Source organism: Actinoplanes sp. NPDC051494 (genome assembly GCF_044454705.1).
In the GTDB taxonomy this organism is placed as follows: Bacteria; Actinomycetota; Actinomycetes; order Mycobacteriales; family Micromonosporaceae; genus Actinoplanes.
In genome coordinates, this window is sequence record NZ_JBITDZ010000004.1 from 490,940 (window position 1) to 512,114 (window position 21,175).

Genomic DNA, 21,175 nt, shown 5'->3' on the forward strand with positions numbered 1-21,175 from the left:
CGGGTCGCGGCGGATACCGTCGCGGCCCGGGTTCTTTCTGGCACGATCCCGGCCGGCACATGCAACCGGATCGCGGTGAGCGGGGTGTTCTCTGGTGTGAGCACCGACTTCGACAATTTCTACACCACGGCGGTCCGGCGCGTCGTGCTCTACCTCTATGCCGCCTGCGGCGACCGGTCCGACGCCCAGGACATCGCCCAGGAGGCGTTCGCGCGGGCCTGGCAACACTGGCCGAAGGTCTCCGGGTACGAAGATCCCGAGGCCTGGGTGCGCACGGTCGCCTGGCGGATCATGAGCAACCGATGGCGCGGTCTGCAGCGCGCGCTCAGCACCCGGATCCGCCTGGGTCCAACCGACGACGTGGCCCACGGCCCGTCCCCGGACCGGGTGGCCGTCATCGACGCGCTGCAACGGCTGCCAAGACCGCAGCGGCAGGCCATCGCCCTGCACTACCTGATGGACATGCCGGTCGACGAGATCGCCGCGACGACCGGCGTCCCGGCGGGAACCGTCAAGGCCCGGCTCTCCCGGGCCCGGACCGCCCTCGGCCGGCTGCTCGACGACCACGAACAGGAGATCAGCGATGTCGCGACCCATGCGTGACCGAATCCGGGACCTGGAACTCGAGGTCCACAACCTCAAGGTCGCACCCGCGGCCATCGTACGGGCCCGCGGCCGTAGCCGGGCCCGCCGGCAACTGGCCGTCACGGTAGCGGCGGGCGCGGTGGTGCTGACCACCGCCGGCCTCACGATCGGGTGGCCGCAGCAACAGCAGCACGCCGCGCCGATCGCCGCGGCACCCGGCCTCAGCTGTGTCCTCGACCTGCCCCGGAGCCCGTCCGAGATCCGCATCCGGGTCCTCGACGGCGGCGCCCCCGCCGGGCTGCCGGCCACGACGGCGGCCCAGCTGCGCGAGCGTTCCTACTCGGTGCTGGACGGCACGCCCGCCCGCGAACCCTCGGCCACGACCACCCTGCGCTACGGCCCCACGTCGATCGGCGCGGCAGCCCTGCTGATAGCGGTACTGCACGGCGAAACCACCATGCAATTCGACCCGGACCGCACCGACGAGGCCGTGGACGTGATCCTCGGCCCTTCCTTCACCCGCCTCGCCACCACCACCGAGCTCAACCAGACCCTCACGATCGCCGGACCGCCGACCGCACCAGCGGAATGCACCCCGGCCACGCCGAGCCGTTCGACCCGGCCGACGAGCTGACCGGGTCGCGGTACCGGATCGTCGATCTGCTCGTGACCCTGCTCCGGCACACCGACCTGACCGACCTCGACAGGTTCCGCCTGCTCGAGGCGCCGGCGGGCGAACTCGACGGCGAGCCGGACCCGCGCGGCGAGGCAGCCGGGCGCGAAGCGTCGACACCCGCTCGCTGCGGCGACCGGGCCGCCTACGAACGGTACGCCCGGCGGCTCACTGCTCGCGCCAGCTGAACCGCGGCTCGTAGCCGAGCTGGGCCCGGGCCTTGGCGATGGACAGCAAGGTGTCGTTGACGCCCAGCTCACCGCGGATCTCGACGCCCGGGAACACCTCGGCCACCAGTTCGGCGTTCGGTCGCGACATCACCGTGTCGGCGTTGGCGATGATGTAGACCTCCATGCCGGTCCGGTCGCTCTCCAGCCCGAGCCGTACGGCCTGGGCTCCGTCCCGGGCATCGATGTACCCCCACAGGTTCCATTTCCGCAGCCGCGCGTCCGCGTCGAACGACGGGAACGCGGCGTAGTCGGCCGGCTCCATCACGTTCGAGAACCGCAGGCCGACCATCTTGAGCGCCGGATCCCAGCGGCAGAGCTCCGCCGCCATCCGCTCCTCGAGCGTCTTCACCAGCGAATAGGTGGACTCCGGCCGGGGCGGGTATTCCTCGTCGACCGGAAGGTACGGCGGCGGGGTGTCGAACGGCAGCCCCAGCACGGTCTCGCTGGACGCCCACACGATGTTCTTGACACCGGCGCGCCGGGCGGCCGTGAAAACATGGTGGGTCGCGTTCATGTTGTTGGCGAACGTCGCCTGGTCCGGCACGATCCCCGGTGCCGGGACGGCGGCCAGGTGCACCACCGCGTCCACCCGGTCGTAGCGTTCCTCGACCCCGTGCAGGGCATCGAGCACCTGGCCGTAATCGGTCAGATCGACGGGCACGAACACCGCACCCGCCGCCTCGCACGGGACCCGGTCAAAGACGACGACCTCCCATCCGTACGAGATGAGCTCGGTCACGACGGCCCGTCCGAGCTTGCCGGCCCCGCCGGTGACGACCACACGTGCCACGCTGTCCTCCAAGATGTCGTGTTGTCCGGGCGGCTCAGCGAACCGCCCCGGGCGGCCGGAGCGGGATCCGGACCACCACCGTGGTGCCGCCCGGAAGGTTCGGCCGCAGGTTGATGCTCCCGCCGTGCAGGCGCACGATGGTCCGGACGATGCTCAGGCCCAGGCCGGACCCCGGCACCCCATGATGACGGACGTTACTGCCCCGGAAGAACCGGTCGAAGACACGGTCGTGCTCACCGTCGGGCATACCGATACCACCGTCGCTGACCTGGAGTTCCGCGACATCGTCGCCGCCGGTGAGGACGAGGCTGACGGCGGCGCCCGGTTCGCTGTACTTGATGGCGTTGGCGAGAAGGTGGTCCGCGACCTGACGCAGGCGCCGTTCGTCGCCGGCGACGACGACCTCCCCGGCCGCGCTCACCCGCAGCCGCAGACCACGGTGGACGGCCTCGGCCCGGGCCGCCTCGGCGGACGTGGTGACGAGGCCGGTGAGATCGAGGTCGTGCACCGTCAGGGGCAGGTGCCCCGATTCGAGACCGGCGAGATCGAGGAGGCTCCCGACGATCACGTGCAGTTCGGCGATGTTGCGGGCCATGGAGTCGATCATCGTGCGGCTGTCGGCGTCGTACCCGGCACTGTCCTCGCTGAGGATGCCCACGTGCGCCGAGATGGAGGCCAGCGGGGTGCGCAGCTCGTGACCGACGAGGGAGAGGAAGTCGTCCTGCATGCGGGCCAGCTCGCGGGTGAGACTCTCGGCGCGGCGCAGCGTGACGAACGCCGCGATCTGCGCGGCGACGCCCTCGAGCAGCACCGTCAGCAGGTCCTCGTCGTATTCGGCGGCGCCGGCGTAACACGTCAGCACCCCGAGCACCTCGTTGCCGTCCTGCACCGGAACGGCCAGGACCGTGTTGATCCCGTGCTGGACACAGACGGTGGCCCGGGACCGCTCGAACGCCGTCCCGTGCTTCGCGCTCTCCGCCAGCCGAGGGATCCAGACCGGGTTGCCCTCGTGCCAGACCCGGCCCGTGGCGCCGAGGCCGCGCACCGGCAGGTGACCGAAGAAGTCGGCCGGGTCCTCCTGCCACTCGCTCCAGTGCCCGACCGCGCGCAGTTCCCCGGTCGTGTCGTCGACCAGGAACAACTCCGCGGCGGGCCAGCCCAACGTCGTACCCACCGCTTCCAGCACCGCCGGTGCCGCGGCGGCGGTCGTCTCCGCGCCCCTGAGCCCGCGCCCCACCCGGCGGTGGCATTCGCGGAACTGCTCGACCCGTCGCAGCGCGGTCACCTCGTGCGTGACGGCCACCGCGCCCTGCTGCCGGCCGTCGGTGCCGGTGATGGGCCGGGCCGTCACGGCGAACGTCCGCTTTCGCCGGCCGGGGACCGCGATGACGAGGTCGGTGTCATCAACGTGCTCGCCGGACCGCGCCCGCATCAGCGGCGTCTCCTCCAGCCGCAGCGGCCGGCCGTCCCGATCACGCAGGACGCCGGCCACGCCGTCCGCGTACTCGTGCACCGCCCGGGTGCCGTCGGGGATGCCGTGCACCGCCCGCATCGACCGGTTGATCAGCGCGATGGCACCGTCGGCGTCGCACGCGACCACCCCGACGGAGAGGCTGTCGAGCAGTGCGTCGAGAAAGCCCGCCGCCAGGGCGGGTTCCGAGGGTACGGGCTCGGTGGCCGGGCGCAGCAGGAGCCCCAGGTCGGTGAGCACGACGGTGTCCGCGTCCGTCCAGGCGCGCGGCACGGTGTCCAGCACGGTCAGCGATCCGAGCACCCGCCCGGCTTCGTCCCGGACCGGCACGCTCATCCCGTACCCGTGGGCTATGAGGCCGGGAGCGCTCATCGGCGTCCCGGCGGTGAACCGGCCCGCCGGGACGCCGTAGCTTCCGAGCAGGTGTTCCCCGTCGCCGTCGAGCATCGTCCACACGGCCATCGGCGCGGACAGCAGGCGGGCGGCCATCCGGGCGACGGCGTCCGGGGCCACCGGGCACCCCGGCGCCGGATCACGCGACACAGGACTCAACGAGGTCTCCCCATCTAGCGCCGGGTCATGGCCATACATCCCTCGCTGGTGAACGTGTGCCCATGCGGCCCCTGTTCGGCGAGGCGACCGATGACGGACACCAGTTCGTCGTTGGGACACGGCTTGAGCAGCACGGCACAGGCTCCGCTCTCGGCGACCCGGGCATCACCGCGGTGCAGCTCACCGGTGATGATGGCGATCGGCACCTCCCCGATCCCGGGGTCCGCCCGGATCGCCGCGATCAGGCCCCAGCCGTCCAGGCGCGGCATGCCGAGATCCGTGAGCACGACGTCGGGACGATGTGCGAGCGCGAGTTCCAGGGCCGCGACACCGTCACCGGCGTGCAGGACCCGCAGGCCCGCCCTGGTGAAGATCCGCTTCATGATCATGGCGAGGTCATCGACATCCTCCGCGATGAGCAGCGTGGTCACGCCACCTCCCGGTGATCGTCATCGGCGTGGAACCGGGCCCACACGTGCCGGCCGGAACCGCGGACATACCACCCGACCTCGGCGGAGAACCGCTGCGCCAGCCGCAGCCACAGACGACCGGAACCCGGTTCCCCGGTGTCGTCGAACCCGGGCGGGGCCCGGTGGTGCCGGTCGGCGACATCCAGCACGAAGTCCGGGCCGCAGCGGCACAGCCGGACCGTGACCGGCGGAACACCGGTGACGAGCGCGTTGGTGGCGAGCTCCGTGGCGACCAGCACCATCCGGTCGGCGACCCCGCCGAGGGTGAACTGGGCGGCCATGACCTGGCCGGTGACCGCCTCGAACAGCGACGCCCGCATGATCCGCAGGTTGGACGCGTCCGCCAGCTCCCAGACCCGCAACTCCTCGATGTCCGGCGGCGGCAGGACCGATCCCATGACAGACACCATCCGAACGTAGCCCTCCTTCTGCCGGAGAAGGGCTGGATCGGGTCTTCATGGGGCCGCGGATGCCGCGCTCCGGAAGACGCTTCCGCCGTGACGTTCGATGATGCGCTGCGCGATCGCGAGGCCCAGGCCGGTGCCCGGGTAGCCCGCGCTGCCGCCGGCCCGGGTGAACGCGGCGACGACTCCCCGGTCGGAGATCTCGACGTACGGGACCGGCCCGGGCCGGGTGTACCTGAGCGCGTTACCGATCACGTTGTCGAACGTCGAGGTCGGGAACGTCACGCTGCTTGAGGCCGACCGCCCAGTCCGTGAACTCCTTGAGCCGCCCGGCGGCCATGACTCCCCCGACGAGGGCTCCCATGGAAGAACCGGTGACCCGGGAGCCTACGCCCTTCACCGCCGGGGTCACGGCGGCCGGTGCTTGGCCACCGGGCTCCCCATTGAAGCTTCAACACATGACGTCTCCCACGTTGCTTGCCGCACAACGCCCGTACAGGCGCAAAGGCGACATAGCTCCGCTGAGCCGGAGTTAGCGTGAATACCTCGAATCGATGTACAAGGACAGGAGATTCACGTGACCACCGCCCTGCTGATCATCGACATGCAGAACGACACCGTGCACCCCGAAGGGGCGTACGCGTCGCTCGGCGCGGCCGAGCACGCCGCCTCACAGCACGTGATCGCGAACGTCGGCACCCTGCTCGGGGCCGCACGCTCCGCCGGTACGCCGGTGTTCCACACCCGGATCGTCGTGCATCCGGTCGCGGGCCTGGGCGGCGCCAACGCCCCGATCTTCCGGATGCTCGCGCCGGACACCTTCAAGATCGGTAGCTGGGGTGCCGCGATCGTCGACGAGCTCACGCCCCGCGACGGTGAGATCGTGCTGGACCGGATCCGGATGAACGCGTTCGGCGGGACCAGCCTCGACATCATGCTGCATAACCTCGGCGTCACGAAGCTCGTCGTGGCCGGTGCCTGGACGAACATGGCCGTCGAGCACAGCGTGCGCGAGGCCGCCGACCACGGCTACGAGGTCACCGTCGTCTCCGACGCCACCTCCAGCCTGAGCGAGGAGTGGCAGCACGCCGCCCTGAACTACGCACTGACCAACATCGCCACCGTCGCCGACACCAAGACCGCTGTCGAATACCTCGTTCAGAGCTAATATCTCGGCCATGTTGGAACTGGCGATCCTCGGGTTCGTGGCCGATGGGACGGCGCACGGCTACGAGCTACGCCGCAGGCTCACCCACCTGGCCGGCTACGCCCGCCCCGTCAGCGACGGAAGCCTGTACCCCGCGATCAATCGGCTCGTCCGGGCCGGCCACCTGGACCGCCGCGCCGAGCCGGGACGGGCAGCAGCCCATCGCAACGTGCTGAGCCTGACCGGGACCGGCCGGGCCGAGCTGCTGCGGCGGCTGCGCGAGCCCACCGACCCGGAGATCGCCGACTTCACGAACTTCACCGTGCTGCTCGCCTTCCTGCGCCTGCTGCCCGACCGGACGAGCCGCGACGCCGTTCTCCGCCGGCGGCTCGACTTCCTGGAGCAGCCGGGCAGCTTCTTCTACGACGGCGACCAGCCGTTACGTGAGAAGGACATGACCGACCCGTACCGGCAGGGGCTGTTCACCATCGCCAGGGCTCACAGCCGGGCCGAACGCGCGTGGCTGCGCGAGATCCTCGAGGACTGACCATGCGTGCTGTGTGGTACGACCGGCAAGGCCCCGCCGCGGACGTGCTCCGGGTGGGTGAGCTGCCCGACCCGGAGCCGGGTCCCGGTGAGGTGCGGGTACGACTGCGCTTCTCCGGCATCAGCCCCGGCGACACCAAGAAGCGCCGCGGCTGGCTGGGATCGACGATGCCCTACCCGCGGGTGATCCCGCACAGCGACGGCGCGGGTGTCGTCGACCGGGTCGGCGACGGCGTCAGCAGGACTCGCGTGGGCCGCCGGGTCTGGGTGTACGGCGCCCAGTCCTACCGGCCGTCCGGCACCGCCGCCGGGTTCACGACCGTGCCCGGCGAACTGGCGGTCGACCTGCCCGACGAGGTCGACGACGAGGTGGGCGCGGCCCTGGGCATCCCCGGTATCACCGCGCACCGCACGGTCTTCGCCGACGGCCCGGTCACCGGCACCACCGTGCTCGTGCACGGGGTCCTCGGTGCAGTGGGATCGATCGCCGCGCAGCTCGCCGACCGGGCGGGCGCACGGGTCATCGGCACGGTACGGCGCACGACAGACCTCTCGTCGGCGCACGGCGACGTGGTCGCGCTCGACGGCGAGGACCCGGCCGGCGCGATCCGCGACCTCGCCCCCGGCGGCGTCGACCGCGTCATCGAGGTCGACTTCGCCGGCAACGCCGACCTGGACGCCGCCGTGGTGCACAACAACAGCGTCATCGCCGCGTACGCGACCGGGCGCGACCGTCCCGAGTTCCCGTTCTGGCCGCTGTTGTTCGACAACGTCACACTGCGCCTGTTCGGCAGCGACGACTTCCCGGTCGAGGCGAAACGGCAGGCGGCCACCGATCTCACCGCCGCCGCCCGGGCGGGCGCCATCGTCATCCCCGTCGCGCCACCGCTCCCCCTCGATCGGGCCGCGGCAGCACACGAGCAGGTCGACCGCGACAACCGCCGCCGGGTCCTGCTCGCCCTCTGATCAGACCATGAGGCCGCCGAGCAGCGCTTCGATCCGGGTCTTGATCTCGTCACGGATGGGGCGCACCGACTCGACGCCCTTACCGGCCGGGTCCTCGAGCTTCCAGTCCTCGTAGCGTTTGCCGGGGAAATAGGGGCAGGCGTCGCCACAGCCCATGGTGACGATGACGTCGCAGGACTGCACGGTGTCGTACTCGAGGATCCTCGGGGTCTGGCCGGTGATGTCGATACCGACCTCCCGCATGGCCTCGACCGCCGCGGGGTTGATCCGGTCGGCGGGTTCGGAGCCCGCGGAACGGACCTCGACGGCGTCACCGGCGAGGTGGCGCAGCCAGCCAGCGGCCATCTGGGAGCGGCCGGCGTTGTGGACGCATACGAACAGGACGCTGGGTTTGTCAGACATGAGGTCTCTCCTACCGGTGGTTCAGGTGATGGGATACCGGGCCGGCGAAGAACCTGCGGCGCAGCGCCAGGCTGACATACACCAGGGCGACCAGGACCGGGACCTCGATGAGCGGGCCGACGACCCCGGCGAGCGCCTGGCCGCTGGTGACACCGAACGTGCCGATGGCCACGGCGATGGCGAGCTCGAAGTTGTTGCCCGCGGCGGTGAACGCGAGGGTGGTGGTGCGCTCGTAGCTGAGCCCGATGGCCCTGCCCAGGACGTAGGAGCCACCCCACATGATCGCGAAGTAGACCAGCAGCGGCACCGCGATCAGCGCGACGTCCCACGGCTTGTTCGTGATGGCGTCGCCCTGCAGCGCGAACAGGATCACGATGGTGAAGAGCAGCCCGTACAGAGCAATCGGGCCGATCCTCGGCAGGAAGCGCTCCTCGTACCAGGTGCGGCCCTTGGCCTTCTCTCCGAAGCGGCGGGTGAGGAAGCCGGCGAGCAGCGGGACGCCGAGGAAGATCAGCACATTGCGGGCGATGTCCCAGCCGGACACCCGCAGTTCGGCGCCGGACAGGTCGAGCCATCCGGGCAGGACCGTCAGGTAGAACCAGCCGAGCACGCCGAACGCGATGACCTGAAAGACGGAGTTGAGGGCCACCAGGACGGCGGCGGCTTCGCGGTCACCGCAGGCCAGGTCGTTCCAGATGATGACCATGGCGATGCAGCGGGCCAGCCCGATGATGATCAGGCCGGTGCGGTACTCGGCGTGGCCGGCGAGGAAGATCCAGGCCAGGGCGAACATGATGGCTGGGCCGATGATCCAGTTGACGACCAGCGACGAGATCAACAGCCGCTTGTCGCCGGTGACGGTGTCCAGGCGGTCGTAGCGGACCTTCGCGAGGACCGGGTACATCATGATGAGCAGGCCCAGCGCGATCGGCAGGGAGATTCCGGTGATCTTCACGGCCTCGAGGGCACTGTCGAGGCCGGGGATGAGCCTGCCGAGCAGGAGACCGGCGACCATCGCCAGGCCGATCCACACGGGCAGGAACCGGTCGAGGCGCGACAGACGCCCGACAACCGCCGGCGAGGTGTCGCCGGTCGTGGCAGCACGGGTCATGAGTCAGCAGTCCCGGAAGGTGCCGGAGTGCGCCCGCGCGTCGGCGGCCAGGTCGGCGAGGTGCAGGGCGGCACCATGCAGGGATTCCGGTACGAGCCGGTAGTAGGTGAAGCGTCCCCGCGGCTCGGGCACGACCACGCCGGCTTCGCGCAGTTGTCTGAGGTGCCCGGAGACGTTGGGCTGCTTCGCGCCGGTGTCGGCGACCAGATGCGAGGTGGTCGCCGGACCGTCGGCGAGGATGCGGACGATCTGCGCCCGGAGCGGGTCACCGAGCAGCCGCATCACATCAGGTTGAGCTGATATCAGTTCACCCTGATTAACGGCGGTGACCGGGGCAGGCCCGTCCGGCGGCTGGGCCTGCCCGGTCAGCAACCCACCGAGCAGGTCGAGCGCTGCTCGCCTGGCCCGGTAGTAGGCCCAGGTGCCGCGACGCTCGACCTCGACCAGGCCCGCCTCACGCAGGACCCGCAGGTGGTGCGAGATCGTGGCCCCGGTGACCTCGAAAGCATCGGTCAGATCACAGACACACACCTCGGCGGCCGAAGCGATCAGCGACAGCAGCCGTAACCGGACCGGGTCACCGAGCGCTTTGAACATCGGCGCCAACTGGCCCGCGGCCTGCGTGGCCAGGGCCTCCACCTGTAGTGGCGGGCAGCACGACGAACCCGCAGGAGCCACGACCGGAAGAACAGACATGCGTGTAGCTTGACAGTTGTCTAAACCCATTACAAGCTGACCGCAGCGGTTCGACTGAAGTCTAGGTATCCGACCATTCGAGGAGATCCGATCGATGAGTGCGAACCCGGACGCCGGCTGCTGCACCGGCCCGTCACTGCCCGTCGTGGTCGTCGGTGCCGGCCCGGTCGGTCTCGCCGCCGCCGCGCATCTGACCGAACGCCGCCTCACCTTCGTCGTCCTCGAGGCCGGGGACCAGCCCGCGGCCGCCGTCCGGCAGTGGGGTCACGTCCGGCTGTTCTCCCCGTGGCGGTTCACCGTCGACGCCGCCGCGGCCCGGCTGCTCATCGACGCCGGCTGGGTGCGCCCCGACGACGGCGAGCTGCCCACCGGCGCCCAGCTCGCCGAGGACTACCTGCAACCCCTGGCCGACCTTCCCGCGATCAAGCCGCACGTGCGTCACCGCGCCCGGGTCGTGGCGATCACCCGCCTCGGCCTGGACCGGGTCCGGACCGTGGGCCGCGACACCACCCCGTTCCTCGTGCGCCTCGCGAACGGCGAGGACATCCTCGCCGCCGCGGTCATCGACGCCTCCGGCACGTGGGGCACCCCCAACGCGCTCGGCGCCTCGGGCATCCCCGCCCACGGCGAGAACGACGCCTCCGCGTACGTGCAATCGGCTCTGCCTGACGTCCTGGGCCGCGACCGGAACCGGTTCGCCGGCCGCCGCACCCTGGTCGTCGGAGCCGGGCACTCCGCCGCGAACACCCTGCTGAGTCTGGCCGAACTCGCCGAGCAGGCACCCGGCACCACCGTGACCTGGGCGATCCGCGCTGCCGGCCCGGCCCGCGCCTACGGCGGCGAAGCCGCCGACGCCCTGCCCGCACGCGGCGCGCTCGGTTCCCGGCTGCGCGCCCACGTCGACAACGGCGCCATCCACCTGCTCACCGGCTTCGGCGTCCACAGCCTCACCGCCGGCCCGGACGGCGTCGAGGTCTCCGACGGGGTCCGGAGCATCGTCGTGGACCGGATCGTGTCCGCGACCGGGTTCCGGCCGGACCACTCGATCGGCAGCGAACTACGCCTGGACCTCGACCCGGTCCTCGGTTCGACCCGGCTGCTGGCTCCGGTCATCGACCCGAACGAGCACTCCTGCGGAACGGTCCCGCCCCATGGTGTCGACGAGCTCACCCACCCGGAGCCCGGCTTCTACGCCATCGGGGTCAAGTCCTACGGCCGGGCGCCGACGTTCCTGCTCGCCACCGGCTACGAACAGGCCCGCTCCGTGGTCGCGGCCCTGGCCGGTGACTGGGTCGCCGCCCGTGCCGTCCAGCTCGATCTGCCCGAGACCGGTGTGTGCACCAGCAATCCGGTCGACGACGACACCATCGCGACGGGTGGCGGGTGCTGTGGCGCGCCGGCCGACCGGGGCCCGGCGACGGCACCGCTCGCCCTGGTCTCCATCGGTGGCCGCCCTCAGGACAGCCAGACCGACGGCTGCTGCAGCTGACCCGCGGCCGGCAGATACTCGCCGCCTTCGCGATCACCCAGACCGTCGGTTACGGCATCCTGTACTACTCACCGCGCCCGTCACGCACCCCGCCGACGTCAGCGTCCGCACCGACGGGGTGCCGGCCGGGCTCAGAGGACAGAGTCGTCCAGGTCCAGCAGGAGGGTGTCGCCGGATTCCAGCAGGTCCAGCCACGGCCCGACGCGGGGCAGCTCGTGGTCGAAGAAGTACCGGGCGGCCAGGCGCTTGCCGTCGTAGAACGCGCCTTGTTCGTCCCCGGCCGCGTCGAGCTGGGACAGCCACATCCAGGCGATCACGATGTGCCCGGCCGCGTCCAGGTAGGTCGACGCGTTCGCCAGCGCCTTGTCCGCGTCACCGGACGCCCACAGTCTCGCGGTGACCGCGGCCAGGCGTTCCGCGGCGGCGAGCAGGCGCGGCGCGTACGGCGAGGACGAGGACGTCGCCGTGGCGGAGATGGCCGACACGAGCACGCGCAGCCCGTCGTTCAGCAGGACCTTGCGCCCGAGGAGGTCCAGGGCCTGGATACCGTCCGTACCCTCGTGGATGGGGTTGAGACGGTTGTCGCGGTAGAACTGCTCGACCGGGTATTCCCGGGTGTATCCGTAGCCACCGTGCACCTGGATGGCGAGGTCGTTGGCGCGCAGGCACCACTGCGACGGCCACGCCTTGACGATCGGGGTGAGCACGTCGAGCAGCACCGTCTCACCGACGTCGACCAGCTTGGCGGCGTACAGGATCAGTGCCATGCCACCCTCGGCGTAACTCTTCGACGCCAGCAGCATCCGCCGCACGTCGGGGTGGCGCACGATGGGTACGGGCGGTGCCGCGGGGTCCTTGCCGGCGGGCGGCCGGCCCTGCTGCCGTTCCCGGGCGTACGCGAGCGCGTGCAGATACCCGGTGTAGCCGAGCGCGACCGCGCCCGCCCCGACCCCGATCCGCGCCTCGTTCATCATGTGGAACATCTGTGCCAGGCCCTGGCCCTCGTCGCCCACCAGTTCACCGGTCGCACCGTCGAAGGCGAGCACCGCGTTGGTCGTACCCCGGAAGCCCATCTTGTGGTTGAGCCCGGCCAGCGTCACGGCGTTCCGGGCGCCGGAGGCGAGATGCTTCGGCACGATGAACAGCGACAGCCCCTTGGCGCCCGCCGGGGCACCCACCACGCGGGCCAGCACCAGGTGCACGATCGTCTCGCTGAGCTCGTGGTCCCCGGCCGAGATCCACATCTTCGACCCGGTGACCGCGTACGTGCCGTCGTCCTGCCGCTCGGCCCGCGTCGTCACGTCGCTGAGCGACGAACCGGCCTGGGGCTCGGAGAGGCACATCGTCCCGGTGTAGCGGCCCTCGAGCATCGGGCGCACATAGGTGTCGATCTGCGCCGGGGATCCGTACTCCAGCAGCAGTGCGGCATTGCCCATCGTCAGCAGCGAATAGGCCGACGTGGCCACGTTCGCCGCCTGGAACCACGCGAAACAGGCCCGCCCCACCACCTGCGGCAGCTCCATGCCCCCGACCGACGCGGGGAACGTCGCCGACAGCAACCCGGCCTCGGCGAAGGACCGCAGCGCCTTGCCCACCTCGGGAATGACGGTGACCGAGGTACCGTCGAACGTCGGTTCCTCCAGGTCGCTGCGCCGGTTGTGCGGGGCGAACTCCCGCTCGGCGATCCGCTGCGACAGGTCGAGCACCGCGTCGAAGATCTCCCGGCTGTGGTCGGCGAACCGCGGGTCGGCGGTCAGCGACTCGACGTCGAGCCATTCGTACAGCAGGAAATCGAGGTCGCGGCGGTTCAGGATCGTCGACATGTCCCCACCGTAAGCGCCCGCTGCCCGCACCGCAGCCCTGACACATGTCAGCCGGTCCACCGCGGACGGCCGGCGAAGCGTCCCGGCCCCCCGGTCGGCCGGCCGGACCATTCTTGCCATTGTCGATGTACCATTCGGCATGGGAATCAACCAGGATGCCGTCGCATTACTCAAGGCCGATCCTGCCGCCGCCGCGATTCACCGGTCACTCGGCTTCTACTATGGAAATGCGTCTCAGGACGCGGCGATGGACGCTCTTTACGCGCCGTTCGTCAAGCCGGGTGACCTGGTCTTCGACATCGGCGCTCACGTCGGTGACCGGATCGGCAGCTTTCGCCGGCTCGGCGCCCGGGTCGTCGCGGTGGAACCGCAGCCGCTCTGCATTCGAGCCATCCGGGAAATCTATGCCGGCGACGACGAGGTAATTCTCGTGGAGGCGGTCTGCGGCGCTTCCGAGGGGACCGCGCAGTTCTACGTCAACTCGGAGAACCCGACCGTTTCCACCGCGTCCGCCGCGTTCGTCAAGGCCGCCGACGGGGCGCAGGGCTGGACGGACCAGGTGTGGGACGAGCAGATCGAGGTCGCTTCCCTGAGCCTCGACGACCTCATCCGGCGGTACGGCACCCCCGCGTTCACCAAGATCGACGTCGAGGGTTTCGAGTCCTCGGTGCTGGCCGGCCTGAGCCGGGGCCTGCCGGCCCTGTCGTTCGAGTTCACGACGATCGAGCGGGCGGTGGCGCTGCGCTGCCTCGACCAGGTGGCGGCACTGGGGTTCACCACCTTCAACGTCTCCATGGGCGAGTCGATGACGATGGCATTCGGCGAGTGGTTGCCGCGCGAGGAGATGGCGGCCCACATCCAGGGGCTGCCGCATGAGGCCAACGCCGGCGACATCTACTGCCGGCCATGACCGTGACCGGTACGGGAGGTGGGCGACCCGCCTCCCGTACCCGGTGAATCACGTGGTGGCGGGCTTGACCACCAGCAGGTCGCTCACCGGATCGGCGAGGACCGGCTCGCTGTGACCCGCTCCGGCGAACGCCCGGCTCGGCGCCGGCAACCGGCGCCGCGACGATTCCTGAAGCCACAGCCAGCGGATGTCGACGGCGAACGACCAGCAGAGCGAGATCAGCGAGACCGCGACGCAGATCTGTGCCACGGCGGTGGGCAGCAGGCCCGCGCTGACGACCACCAGGACGACGCCCTGGGAAGCGGCCACGACCTTGCGCGACATCCGGGGCGGCAGCGGGGCGTTCAGCCAGGGCAACGCCCAGCCGGCCACGATGAAGGCGTACCGGAACAGGCCCATCAGGACAGCCCACCAGCCGAGGTGGATGGCGATGTACACGCTGAGCACCAGGGCCAGCACGGAGTCGGCCTCCATGTCGAAGCGCGCCCCGAACCGCGAGGTGGCGCCGGTGCGCCGGGCGACCTGGCCGTCGGCGGCATCGAACATCAGCGACACCGCGGCCAGGCCGGTCAGGACCACATGGTGTACGGACCCGGTGGCGGCGTCCGCGACCAGGGCGGCGACCCCACCGGTCAGGATCAACCGGCCGTACGTGATGGTGTCCGCCGGCCCCCAGCGGTGACCGCCGGAGCGACCGAGGGACCGGGAGAGCAGAACCCAGGTGACCGCGGTGAATCCCAGGCCGACGAGCGAGCCGACCGGGCCGAGGCCGACCAGCATCGCCACCAGCACCAGCACAGCCATCTGCACCAGGGCCCCCGCCATCGGCGGGTGAAGCGGGTGAAAACGCCCAGATGCCTCTCGCCGCGCGAGAACCGTCACCATTCCTCCTGAAGCCCGCTCCGCACCCCGTGCCGGGGCGTCACGATCACCAACACGGGCGCCGGCCGCGGAAAGTTCAAAACCGCAGCGCACCAGCAGCGGAGGTGAACGAACCGGCCGGATGATCCGTAAGGAGGGACGGAGGTCGTACGCGGGCCGCCAGCCCTGCCCGCCCGTTCGAAGGATCGCCGGTTTGTCGCTCAATGTGCGCCGTCGTCGCTCGCCCGTGCCGGACCCGGCGCCGGTGCGAGGCCGGCACAGGATCCTGCTCCGGACCCGTACCGCTGTCGCGGGCCTGCTGGTCTTCGCCGTGCTGGCCGTGCCGGACAAACCGGACGCGCTCACCTCGTTCCACCACGCGGCCGGTTCGCTGCTCCGTCTCCCGCTGGAGGGCATCCTGGGGGCAGCCATCCTGCTGGCCACGCCGGACCGGGCCCGGCGGGGGGTCGCGACCCTGCTCGGTTCGGCCCTGGGTGTGCTCAGCATCCTCAAGGGGGCCAACATGGGCTTCCGTGAGGTCCTCGGCCGGCCCTTCAACCCGGTGCTGGACTGGTCCCTGCTCGGCGACGGCTACAACTACCTGGTCGAGACGTCCGGGCGGGCGGCCGCCATCGGGGCCGTGATCGGGGTCGTCGCGCTGAGCGTCGCCGTCGTGACCGCGATCGCCGCGTCGGTCCGGCACCTGGCCGAGGTCACCGCACAGCATCGCCGGCCGGCCCGCCGGGCGGTGGCCGCACTCGTACCGGTCTGGGCTGTCCTCGCCCTGGTCGGCGGGCATGCCTTCCCCGGCGTCCCGCGCTCGTCGGACAACGTCGCCGTCCTCGCCCGCAACACCGTGCTGGGGGTGCCCGCGGCGCTCGCCGACCGGGCGAGGTTCGGGGAGCTGACCCGGTCCGACGCGTTCCGCAACGTCCCGGACGACCAGCTCCTCAGCGGACTGCGGGGCCACGACGTGGTGATCGGGGTGGTGGAGAGTTACGGGCGCACGGCGCTGGAGGATCCGCCGATGGCCTCGATCGTCGGACCGGCCCTGGACGCCGACGAACGACAGCTCACCGCGGACGGGTTCGCCGCGCGCAGCGCGTTCCTCACCTCGTCCACGTACGGCGGCAGCAGCTGGCTGGCCCACGCCACGTTCCAGTCGGGACTCTGGATCGACAACCCGGACCGGTACCGTCAGCTCGTCTCGGGTGACCGGCTGACCATCGCCAAGGCCTTCCAGAAGGCGGGCTGGGACACCGTCGGCATCGAACCGGGCAACACCAAGCCGTGGCCGGAAGCGGACTTCTACGGGTACGACCGGGTCTGGGACGCACGCACCCTCGGGTACCGCGGCCCCCGCTTCGGCTGGTCGCGGGTCCCGGACCAGTTCGCCCTCGGCGCCTTCCAGAAACTCGCGTACGCGGACCGGCAGGGCCCCATGATGGCGGAGATCACCCTCACCTCGAGCCACACGCCCTGGCCCACGGCACCTCAGCTCGTCGGCTGGGACACCCTCGGCGACGGCAAGCTCTACGGCCCCATGGCGAAGGCGGGCAAGCAGCCGGCGAACGCCGCCGTACCGATCCAGGAGCGGTACGCGAAGACGATCACCTATTCCATCGGCAGCCTGCTCTCCTGGGCCCGGACCTACGGCGACGACGACCTGGTCCTCGTCCTGTTCGGCGACCACCAGCCCAACGCGAAGGTCAGCGGCGAGGGCGCCGGCCACGACGTGCCGATCACCATCGTGGCCAAGGACCCGGCCGTGTTCGACAAGATCGCCGACTGGAACTGGGACGAGGGCCTGACACCGGGCGCCGATGCCCCGCTGTGGAAGATGGACGCCTTCCGCGACCGCTTCCTGACCGCGTTCGGCGCCGCCGGAAGCCCGGGCCGCTCGCGGTAGACCGTCCACGCCCGGGCCGCGACGGACGCCGTCGCGGCCCGGCGACGAGGTGAGCCGTCACCAGGGCAGGCGGGACCAGAGTTCGTACTCGACCGAGGTGAGCGGCACGTCGGCCATCAGCCGTTCCGGGTGGCCCACCGGTGGCCCGGACCGGTGGTACCGGCCCGGGTCGAGCGCCGCCAGCGCCTCGTGCGGGTTCATCCCGGCGCTCGACGCGCCGTACACGATCAGGCCCTCGGCCAGGAACCGCGCACAGCGGCGCAGCAACGATGTCACCGGGGTCGTCCCGGCGCACCCGCCGCCGCGACCCCGGCCGGCGGGGCGGCACCGGCCGGCGGCTGGGGCTCGTCGAGAATTCCCAGCTCGATCAGGATGCGCGGGAAGTCGTCGCTGATCCACGACTCGACCACCCGGCCGTCGACCACGCGATGCAGGTCCACGCCCCGCACGACGAAGTCACGGCCGGTGGGCGGCATCCACATCAACGGGCCGGTGTGGGTGCCCGTGGTCCGGAACCGCAGTGTCACGTACTCGCCGTCGGACAGCAGTTGCTCGACCGAGCAGTGGAAGTCCGGGAACGCACGCTTCCAGAACTGCACCGCGAGCTGGAACGCCGTCGGTCCCTTCGGCAGCGCCAGACCGGCGGTGTGGACCTCGTAGTCCGCGGTGAAAACCTCGTCGATGAAACCCCATTCCCCCTTGTTCAGGCCTTCCTCGGTGATGAACCGGACCAGATCCTCGTTGCTCTGCGACATGTGGCGATGCTGAACCGAAGGGTGTCCCCCGGCCGTGGGCCGGCAGTCCCGATCGCACCAGGATCTGTTCTCGGGTGGGTCGCGTACGCAGATCTGCGTACGCCCGTTGCCGCGCCCGGCGGACGACCGGAGGCGTTTGTTCGACGAGAGTGGACGAGCGTCCCGACCCATCAAGGAGACACGTCATGACCGCACTGAACGCAAACCCTCGAGTACGTCTCGTTCTCGCGCTCGGCCTGCTGGTGGCCGCCGCCGGCGTCCTGACCCAGTATCTGGTGGGGGTGCCCGGCTTCCCCACCATTCCGCCGGGTCCCATCATCCTGGGCATCGGCGGCATCCTGGTGCTGGCCCTGCCGAGGTCGCGGTGGGTGCTCATCGTCGGCACCCTGGCCGCTCTCTTCGTCACCGTCGGGGGTCTGGTCGAGGGGTCGGTCTGGGGCCGGCTGGGCGACCCCGGCCAGTTCGATGTCTGGATCGGCGTCGTCGGGCAGTGGCTCGGTCAGCTCATCGCACTGGTGGCGGGCGTGATCGGGATCCGGCAGGCATACTCCAGGACGCCGCGAGCCACCGCCGCCCGGCACTGAGCAAGGCTCTCCATGAACTCCATCACGACCGGTAAGCGCTGGTCACCGGCACGGTTGAGGTCGGCCTTCACGGTACGCTCCCGGCCCCCTGCCGAGCGGGCCGCGTACGTGGTCGGCGCTGTGCTCATGGCCGTCGGGGTCTTCCACCTCGGGGTCTTCCTCGTCGACGGCGGAAGCTGGGAGGGGCCGGTCTCCTGGCGCAAGCCCACGACGTTCGGGCTCTCCTTCGGACTGACCCTGATCACCATCGCCTGGATCAGTTCCCACCTGGTCGTGGGTCCGCGCACCCGGGCCTGGCTGCTCGGCCTCTTCACCGCGGACTGTGTGCTCGAGGTGGGCGGCATCTCGCTGCAGGCCTGGCGCGGGGTGCCGTCACACTTCAATTCCCAGACCCCGTTCGACCGTACGGTGGCGATGAGCCTGGCTCTCGGGGGCGCCGTGCTCGTGGGCGTCCTCGGCACCATGGCCGTCGTCGCCCTCCGGGGCCGGCTCCGGGGGACCCGCGACATGCGGCTCGCCCTGCGGGCCGGCTTCGCGTTCCTGCTCGTCGGCCTGGCCACCGGCGTCCTCATGATCGTCAAAGGCACCACGCTCTACCGCTCCGGCGATCACCAGGCGGCCTTCGAGACCGCGGGCTCATGGAAGCCCGTGCACGGGGTCACCCTGCACGCCGTGCTGGTGCTGCCGCTGATCGCCGAGGGTGCGCGGCTGCTGGGCTGGGACGAGCGGCGGCGCCACGGAGCCGTCGTGATCGGCACCGGGCTCTATCTGGTGGCCACGCTCGTCGCGGTCCTCGCGGTCACGACCACCGTCAGCGCCGGCCCTCCGCCCGGCGCGATCCCTTCAGGCGCCTGGGACTGTCGGGTCCCGGGTGCCGTCATCGTCGCACGGTCAGCCCGGAGCGGACGGCCATGACCACCAGCTGGGCGCGGGACCGCGCGCTCAACTTCACCATCGCCCGGCTCACGTGGGTACGGATCGTGGCCGGGCTGACGAACAGCTCCCGGGCGATCTCCTCGTTGGAGCATCCCGTGGCCACCCACGCCACCACCTCCCGCTCCCGCTCGGTGAGCTCGTCGAGGTTTCGCTCCGGCATCGAGTTCGGCGGCGCCTGCTGGGCGAAGAACGACACCACCCGCCGGGTGACCGACGGTGAGAGCAACGCCTCGCCCGCCGCCACCACCCGCACCGCGCGCACCAGTTCGTCGGGGGCCGTGTCCTTCAGGATGAAGCCGTTGGCACCGGCCTGCAGCGCCTCGAAGACGTACCGGTCCACCTCGAACGTCGTCACCACGATGACGCGGGTCTTCTCGATGTGCGGATCGGCGTAGATCTGCCGCAACGTCTCCAGCCCGTCCATGCCCGGCATGCGGATGTCGAGCAGCAGGACGTCCGGCTGCACCCGCCGGAGCAGGGCCATGGCCTCGTGCCCGCTGCTCGCCTCACCGGCGACCTCCATGTCGGGCTCCCGCTCGACCAGCGCGCGCAGTCCCATCCGGACCAGCTCGTGGTCGTCGGCCAGTGCCACTCGGATCATCTGATTCCCTCCGGCATGGGCAACCACGCCTCGACCTGGAAGCCGCCGCCCTCTCGCGGACCTGCTGTGAACGTACCGCCGGCCGCCAGCACCCGGCGCCGCATGCCGGACAGCCCCCGGCCCGGCGCCGGCTCGCCGGTGGAGCCGGCCCCACGGTCGCGGACCCGGACCACCAGGTGGTCGTCGCCCTGCACGACCGACACCTCGGCGACCGTCGGACCGGCATGGCGCAGCACATTGGTCAGTGACTCCTAGACCAGCCGGAACGCGGCGGCGTCGACCTCGGCGGGCGGGCTGGACCCGACCGCCAGCTCCAGCCGGACCGGCAGGCCACCCTCGCGCACCTGCTCGATCAGCTCGACCATGGCGCGGAGCCCGATCGTGGGTTCGCCGGCGGGAGCGGGCGCCGTCGCCACCGGAACCGCGTCGTCCTGGTGGAAGGTGTCCAGCATGCCCCGCAGTGCGGCCAGCGACTTCGCGCTGGTGGTCTGGATCGCCTCGATCGAGCGCCGTGCCTGGCCGGGTTCCTCCTCGAACACCAGCAGCGCCACCCCGGCCTGCATGGCGACCAGCGCGAACCCGTGACCGGCCACGTCGTGCACCTCGCCGGCGATCTTCATCCGCTCCTCGAGGGCACCGCGGGCGAGCAGATGCTGGCGCAGCCGTTCGCGGCTGAACGCGAGCGTGTGCGCCAGCGCGCCGAGCGACCAGGGCACGACCAGCCAGCCGGTCCACGCCAGAGCCAGCAGCCACGGTGTGTCGACGTCGCGCACCAGCCGGGTGGACACGATGGCCGAGGTGCAGGCGGCCGCGACGCCGCAGATCAACAGCGAACGGCTCAGCGGGAACAGCCGCGCCACCGCGAACATCGCCACGACCGGGCAGAGCTGCACCGCACCGTACGGATAACCGATGAGCAGATAGACGTTGACCAGCAGCACCGCGGTGACGAGAGCCCAGACCGGGGCCCGGCGGCGCAACGCCAGCGTGGTGACGACCGTCGCCACGACGAGAACCAGCCCGGCCGGGTCCAGCGGCCGGACCGTGCTCGAGCCACGGGTCTGCGGTATCGCCGCGACCACGGTGATCAGCAGGACCAGGACAGTCAGCAGCACGATGATCACCGCGTGGATCCGGGTCATCCCCGTGAGCCGGAGCCCCGGCGACGATCTTCCGGTCCCGTTCCCCGTCCCGGACCTCATCGGTCGAGCCTAACGGCGGCGAGGACGACCGATGCGGCCACGGACCGCTCGTGACCTGTTCG

General features: G+C 70.9%; 26 protein-coding genes and 1 pseudogene. 11 read left to right on the plus strand and 16 right to left on the minus strand.

Features of this window, described 5'->3' with window-relative positions; genetic code table 11:
* Positions 1-96: 96 nt before the first annotated feature.
* From ACIA6A_RS18905 to ACIA6A_RS18915, 3 genes are read left to right on the plus strand one after another with little or no spacing between them, the layout of a single operon-like run.
* The gene (locus ACIA6A_RS18905; RefSeq protein ID WP_396098965.1) at positions 97-603 is read left to right on the plus strand and encodes an RNA polymerase sigma factor; all 507 of its coding nucleotides are present in this window, start codon (positions 97-99) and stop codon (positions 601-603) included.
* A complete protein-coding gene (locus tag ACIA6A_RS18910; RefSeq protein WP_396098966.1) occupies positions 596-1,219 on the plus strand; it encodes a LytR C-terminal domain-containing protein in 624 nt (207 codons plus the stop codon). The genes ACIA6A_RS18905 and ACIA6A_RS18910 overlap by 8 nt, the downstream gene beginning before the upstream one ends.
* Complete coding sequence (locus tag ACIA6A_RS18915; RefSeq protein WP_396098967.1) at positions 1,174-1,446, plus strand: hypothetical protein; 273 nt, start codon at positions 1,174-1,176, stop codon at positions 1,444-1,446. The genes ACIA6A_RS18910 and ACIA6A_RS18915 overlap by 46 nt, the downstream gene beginning before the upstream one ends.
* Here the strand turns inward: ACIA6A_RS18915 and ACIA6A_RS18920 are convergent.
* The 5 genes from ACIA6A_RS18920 to ACIA6A_RS18940 are packed head-to-tail and all read right to left on the minus strand — an operon-like array spanning position 1,427 to position 5,460.
* Entirely contained in the window at positions 1,427-2,278 is an 852-nt protein-coding gene (locus ACIA6A_RS18920) for an NAD-dependent epimerase/dehydratase family protein (protein ID WP_396098968.1), read from the minus strand. The genes ACIA6A_RS18915 and ACIA6A_RS18920 overlap by 20 nt on opposite strands.
* A gap of 34 nt (positions 2,279-2,312) precedes the next feature.
* Positions 2,313-4,292 carry an ATP-binding protein gene (locus ACIA6A_RS18925; RefSeq protein ID WP_396099011.1) on the minus strand — a complete coding sequence of 660 codons (1,980 nt, stop codon included), beginning with the start codon at positions 4,290-4,292 and terminating at the stop codon, positions 2,313-2,315.
* Between the two features lie 23 nt (positions 4,293-4,315).
* Positions 4,316-4,732, minus strand: coding sequence for a response regulator (locus ACIA6A_RS18930; protein ID WP_396098969.1), 417 nt, complete (start codon positions 4,730-4,732; stop codon positions 4,316-4,318).
* Positions 4,729-5,169, minus strand: coding sequence for an ATP-binding protein (locus ACIA6A_RS18935; RefSeq protein ID WP_396098970.1), 441 nt, complete (start codon positions 5,167-5,169; stop codon positions 4,729-4,731). The genes ACIA6A_RS18930 and ACIA6A_RS18935 overlap by 4 nt, the downstream gene beginning before the upstream one ends.
* A 57-nt stretch (positions 5,170-5,226) precedes the next feature.
* Entirely contained in the window at positions 5,227-5,460 is a 234-nt protein-coding gene (locus ACIA6A_RS18940; RefSeq protein WP_396098971.1) for a hypothetical protein, read from the minus strand.
* Between the two features lie 292 nt (positions 5,461-5,752).
* Between ACIA6A_RS18940 and ACIA6A_RS18945 the strand changes: the two genes are divergently transcribed.
* The 3 genes from ACIA6A_RS18945 to ACIA6A_RS18955 are packed head-to-tail and all read left to right on the plus strand — an operon-like array spanning position 5,753 to position 7,834.
* A complete protein-coding gene (locus ACIA6A_RS18945) occupies positions 5,753-6,343 on the plus strand; it encodes a cysteine hydrolase family protein (protein WP_396098972.1) in 591 nt (196 codons plus the stop codon).
* 10 nt (positions 6,344-6,353) lie between these two features.
* The gene (locus tag ACIA6A_RS18950; RefSeq protein WP_396098973.1) at positions 6,354-6,869 is read left to right on the plus strand and encodes a PadR family transcriptional regulator; all 516 of its coding nucleotides are present in this window, start codon (positions 6,354-6,356) and stop codon (positions 6,867-6,869) included.
* Between the two features lie 2 nt (positions 6,870-6,871).
* Positions 6,872-7,834: an NADPH:quinone reductase gene (locus tag ACIA6A_RS18955; RefSeq protein ID WP_396098974.1), complete on the plus strand. Its 963-nt coding sequence runs from the start codon at positions 6,872-6,874 to the stop codon at positions 7,832-7,834.
* Here ACIA6A_RS18955 and ACIA6A_RS18960 read toward each other — a convergent pair whose 3' ends face one another.
* From ACIA6A_RS18960 to ACIA6A_RS18975, 4 genes and pseudogenes are all read right to left on the minus strand, one after another.
* Positions 7,835-8,236: an arsenate reductase ArsC gene (locus tag ACIA6A_RS18960; RefSeq protein WP_396098975.1), complete on the minus strand. Its 402-nt coding sequence runs from the start codon at positions 8,234-8,236 to the stop codon at positions 7,835-7,837.
* A gap of 10 nt (positions 8,237-8,246) precedes the next feature.
* The gene (arsB, locus tag ACIA6A_RS18965) at positions 8,247-9,347 is read right to left on the minus strand and encodes an ACR3 family arsenite efflux transporter (protein ID WP_396098976.1); all 1,101 of its coding nucleotides are present in this window, start codon (positions 9,345-9,347) and stop codon (positions 8,247-8,249) included.
* Positions 9,348-9,350: 3 nt separating this feature from the next.
* Entirely contained in the window at positions 9,351-9,629 is a 279-nt protein-coding gene (locus tag ACIA6A_RS18970) for an ArsR/SmtB family transcription factor (RefSeq protein ID WP_396099012.1), read from the minus strand.
* A 75-nt stretch (positions 9,630-9,704) separates the two neighbouring features.
* Positions 9,705-10,043 (minus strand): annotated as a pseudogene (locus tag ACIA6A_RS18975) (ArsR/SmtB family transcription factor); the annotation flags it as partial.
* A gap of 94 nt (positions 10,044-10,137) precedes the next feature.
* Here ACIA6A_RS18975 and ACIA6A_RS18980 point away from each other — a divergent pair.
* Positions 10,138-11,532 (plus strand): NAD(P)-binding domain-containing protein, encoded by a 1,395-nt coding sequence (locus tag ACIA6A_RS18980; RefSeq protein ID WP_396098977.1) that lies wholly within the window; start codon positions 10,138-10,140, stop codon positions 11,530-11,532.
* 131 nt (positions 11,533-11,663) lie between these two features.
* On the opposite strand, the gene ACIA6A_RS18985 is transcribed toward ACIA6A_RS18980, so the two are convergent.
* Complete coding sequence (locus ACIA6A_RS18985; RefSeq protein WP_396098978.1) at positions 11,664-13,355, minus strand: acyl-CoA dehydrogenase; 1,692 nt, start codon at positions 13,353-13,355, stop codon at positions 11,664-11,666.
* Positions 13,356-13,494: 139 nt separating this feature from the next.
* On the opposite strand from ACIA6A_RS18985, the gene ACIA6A_RS18990 reads away from it, so the two are divergent.
* Positions 13,495-14,265: an FkbM family methyltransferase gene (locus ACIA6A_RS18990; protein WP_396098979.1), complete on the plus strand. Its 771-nt coding sequence runs from the start codon at positions 13,495-13,497 to the stop codon at positions 14,263-14,265.
* A 48-nt stretch (positions 14,266-14,313) separates the two neighbouring features.
* Here ACIA6A_RS18990 and ACIA6A_RS18995 read toward each other — a convergent pair whose 3' ends face one another.
* The gene (locus ACIA6A_RS18995) at positions 14,314-15,069 is read right to left on the minus strand and encodes a CDP-alcohol phosphatidyltransferase family protein (RefSeq protein WP_396098980.1); all 756 of its coding nucleotides are present in this window, start codon (positions 15,067-15,069) and stop codon (positions 14,314-14,316) included.
* A 271-nt stretch (positions 15,070-15,340) separates the two neighbouring features.
* On the opposite strand from ACIA6A_RS18995, the gene ACIA6A_RS19000 reads away from it, so the two are divergent.
* Positions 15,341-17,035: a sulfatase-like hydrolase/transferase gene (locus ACIA6A_RS19000; RefSeq protein ID WP_396098981.1), complete on the plus strand. Its 1,695-nt coding sequence runs from the start codon at positions 15,341-15,343 to the stop codon at positions 17,033-17,035.
* Between the two features lie 57 nt (positions 17,036-17,092).
* On the opposite strand, the gene ACIA6A_RS19005 is transcribed toward ACIA6A_RS19000, so the two are convergent.
* The gene (locus tag ACIA6A_RS19005; protein ID WP_396098982.1) at positions 17,093-17,311 is read right to left on the minus strand and encodes a DUF6059 family protein; all 219 of its coding nucleotides are present in this window, start codon (positions 17,309-17,311) and stop codon (positions 17,093-17,095) included.
* Positions 17,308-17,790 carry an ester cyclase gene (locus tag ACIA6A_RS19010; protein ID WP_396098983.1) on the minus strand — a complete coding sequence of 161 codons (483 nt, stop codon included), beginning with the start codon at positions 17,788-17,790 and terminating at the stop codon, positions 17,308-17,310. Before ACIA6A_RS19010 ends, ACIA6A_RS19005 begins: the two co-directional genes overlap by 4 nt.
* A 185-nt stretch (positions 17,791-17,975) precedes the next feature.
* Between ACIA6A_RS19010 and ACIA6A_RS19015 the strand changes: the two genes are divergently transcribed.
* Complete coding sequence (locus ACIA6A_RS19015) at positions 17,976-18,374, plus strand: hypothetical protein (RefSeq protein ID WP_396098984.1); 399 nt, start codon at positions 17,976-17,978, stop codon at positions 18,372-18,374.
* A gap of 12 nt (positions 18,375-18,386) precedes the next feature.
* Positions 18,387-19,289, plus strand: coding sequence for a hypothetical protein (locus tag ACIA6A_RS19020; protein WP_396098985.1), 903 nt, complete (start codon positions 18,387-18,389; stop codon positions 19,287-19,289).
* Here ACIA6A_RS19020 and ACIA6A_RS19025 read toward each other — a convergent pair.
* From ACIA6A_RS19025 to ACIA6A_RS19035, 3 genes are read right to left on the minus strand one after another with little or no spacing between them, the layout of a single operon-like run.
* Positions 19,252-19,911: a response regulator gene (locus ACIA6A_RS19025; protein WP_396098986.1), complete on the minus strand. Its 660-nt coding sequence runs from the start codon at positions 19,909-19,911 to the stop codon at positions 19,252-19,254. The two genes, ACIA6A_RS19020 and ACIA6A_RS19025, sit on opposite strands and share 38 nt — an antisense overlap.
* The gene (locus ACIA6A_RS19030) at positions 19,908-20,156 is read right to left on the minus strand and encodes a sensor histidine kinase (RefSeq protein WP_396099013.1); all 249 of its coding nucleotides are present in this window, start codon (positions 20,154-20,156) and stop codon (positions 19,908-19,910) included. Before ACIA6A_RS19030 ends, ACIA6A_RS19025 begins: the two co-directional genes overlap by 4 nt.
* 6 nt (positions 20,157-20,162) lie before the next feature.
* Complete coding sequence (locus ACIA6A_RS19035) at positions 20,163-21,053, minus strand: sensor histidine kinase (RefSeq protein WP_396098987.1); 891 nt, start codon at positions 21,051-21,053, stop codon at positions 20,163-20,165.
* Positions 21,054-21,175: the final 122 nt, after the last annotated feature.

Excerpts from the sequence above, each read along its gene's own strand:
- ACIA6A_RS19035 (WP_396098987.1), bottom strand. The coding sequence starts at position 21,053 with ATGACCCGGATCCACGCGGTGATCATCGTGCTGCTGACTGTCCTGGTC.
- ACIA6A_RS19015 (WP_396098984.1), top strand. The coding sequence starts at position 17,976 with ATGACCGCACTGAACGCAAACCCTCGAGTACGTCTCGTTCTCGCGCTC.
- ACIA6A_RS19020 (WP_396098985.1), top strand. The coding sequence starts at position 18,387 with ATGAACTCCATCACGACCGGTAAGCGCTGGTCACCGGCACGGTTGAGG.
- ACIA6A_RS18990 (WP_396098979.1), top strand. The coding sequence starts at position 13,495 with ATGGGAATCAACCAGGATGCCGTCGCATTACTCAAGGCCGATCCTGCC.
- ACIA6A_RS18915 (WP_396098967.1), top strand. The coding sequence starts at position 1,174 with ATGCACCCCGGCCACGCCGAGCCGTTCGACCCGGCCGACGAGCTGACC.
- ACIA6A_RS18980 (WP_396098977.1), top strand. The coding sequence starts at position 10,138 with ATGAGTGCGAACCCGGACGCCGGCTGCTGCACCGGCCCGTCACTGCCC.
- ACIA6A_RS18910 (WP_396098966.1), top strand. The coding sequence starts at position 596 with ATGCGTGACCGAATCCGGGACCTGGAACTCGAGGTCCACAACCTCAAG.
- ACIA6A_RS19010 (WP_396098983.1), bottom strand. The coding sequence starts at position 17,790 with ATGTCGCAGAGCAACGAGGATCTGGTCCGGTTCATCACCGAGGAAGGC.
- ACIA6A_RS18950 (WP_396098973.1), top strand. The coding sequence starts at position 6,354 with ATGTTGGAACTGGCGATCCTCGGGTTCGTGGCCGATGGGACGGCGCAC.
- ACIA6A_RS18970 (WP_396099012.1), bottom strand. The coding sequence starts at position 9,629 with ATGCGGCTGCTCGGTGACCCGCTCCGGGCGCAGATCGTCCGCATCCTC.
- ACIA6A_RS18960 (WP_396098975.1), bottom strand. The coding sequence starts at position 8,236 with ATGTCTGACAAACCCAGCGTCCTGTTCGTATGCGTCCACAACGCCGGC.
- ACIA6A_RS19025 (WP_396098986.1), bottom strand. The coding sequence starts at position 19,911 with ATGATCCGAGTGGCACTGGCCGACGACCACGAGCTGGTCCGGATGGGA.
- arsB (WP_396098976.1), bottom strand. The coding sequence starts at position 9,347 with ATGACCCGTGCTGCCACGACCGGCGACACCTCGCCGGCGGTTGTCGGG.
- ACIA6A_RS18935 (WP_396098970.1), bottom strand. The coding sequence starts at position 5,169 with ATGGGATCGGTCCTGCCGCCGCCGGACATCGAGGAGTTGCGGGTCTGG.
- ACIA6A_RS18995 (WP_396098980.1), bottom strand. The coding sequence starts at position 15,069 with ATGGCTGTGCTGGTGCTGGTGGCGATGCTGGTCGGCCTCGGCCCGGTC.
- ACIA6A_RS18985 (WP_396098978.1), bottom strand. The coding sequence starts at position 13,355 with ATGTCGACGATCCTGAACCGCCGCGACCTCGATTTCCTGCTGTACGAA.
- ACIA6A_RS18955 (WP_396098974.1), top strand. The coding sequence starts at position 6,872 with ATGCGTGCTGTGTGGTACGACCGGCAAGGCCCCGCCGCGGACGTGCTC.